Genomic DNA, 611 nt, shown 5'->3' with positions numbered 1-611 from the left:
TCACTCCCCAGCTTGGACTTGACTTCTCCATACTCGATGATGAGACTCAACTCCTTTTTAAAGAAAGGATAGGTCGCTATGGTTTGAGAAAATTCGCGGCCATTTTGCAGGGCTTGAGCCAAATCTTGACCGATTTCTTTAAAGAGCTGAGAACCCTGTTCCTGCATGATCTGAAAAATCTGCGTCAGCTCCATTCCCTGTGAAATCATATTGCCCCATTCACGCGCATAATAAGCTGTCAGATAAGTCTGGACAAAGATTCCTAGGAAGGGAATCCGCGCTAACATCGAAAAGACCCGCATCTTGGTACTTCTTTTGTAGAAAGTGAGAGCTAAGAGTAGAGACAGAGAGCAAACCAACACTAGTCCCAGAAAAATTTGTGGCAGATTGCCAATGATTTGGGTGGCGATATTGCTACTGTCCAGTTGAGGCAGCAAATAGTTCCTCAACCCCAGCATGATTAGCAGGAGAAAGCCCAGCAAAATCAGGGGATAAGTCGCCACTTCGATTAATTTTTTCTTGACCTTGGCCAGATTGTCCAGATATTCTTCATAAGTCGCCACTTCGATTAATTTTTTCTTGACCTTGGCCAGATTGTCCAGATATTCTTC

Annotated in this window: 1 protein-coding gene; it reads right to left on the bottom strand. The window is 44.0% G+C overall.

Annotated features, from left to right (window positions below; all coding sequences use genetic code 11):
- Positions 1-611 (bottom strand): type II secretion system F family protein (locus D8863_RS10810; protein ID WP_260469809.1); only part of this gene is annotated, 611 nt, incomplete at both ends.

It is taken from the genome of Streptococcus oralis, from assembly GCF_003943825.1.
GTDB classification, from domain to species: domain Bacteria; phylum Bacillota; class Bacilli; order Lactobacillales; family Streptococcaceae; genus Streptococcus; species Streptococcus oralis_CD.
Note: the sequence above shows the minus strand (reverse complement) of the source record. Positions and strands in the feature narration are given on the sequence as shown.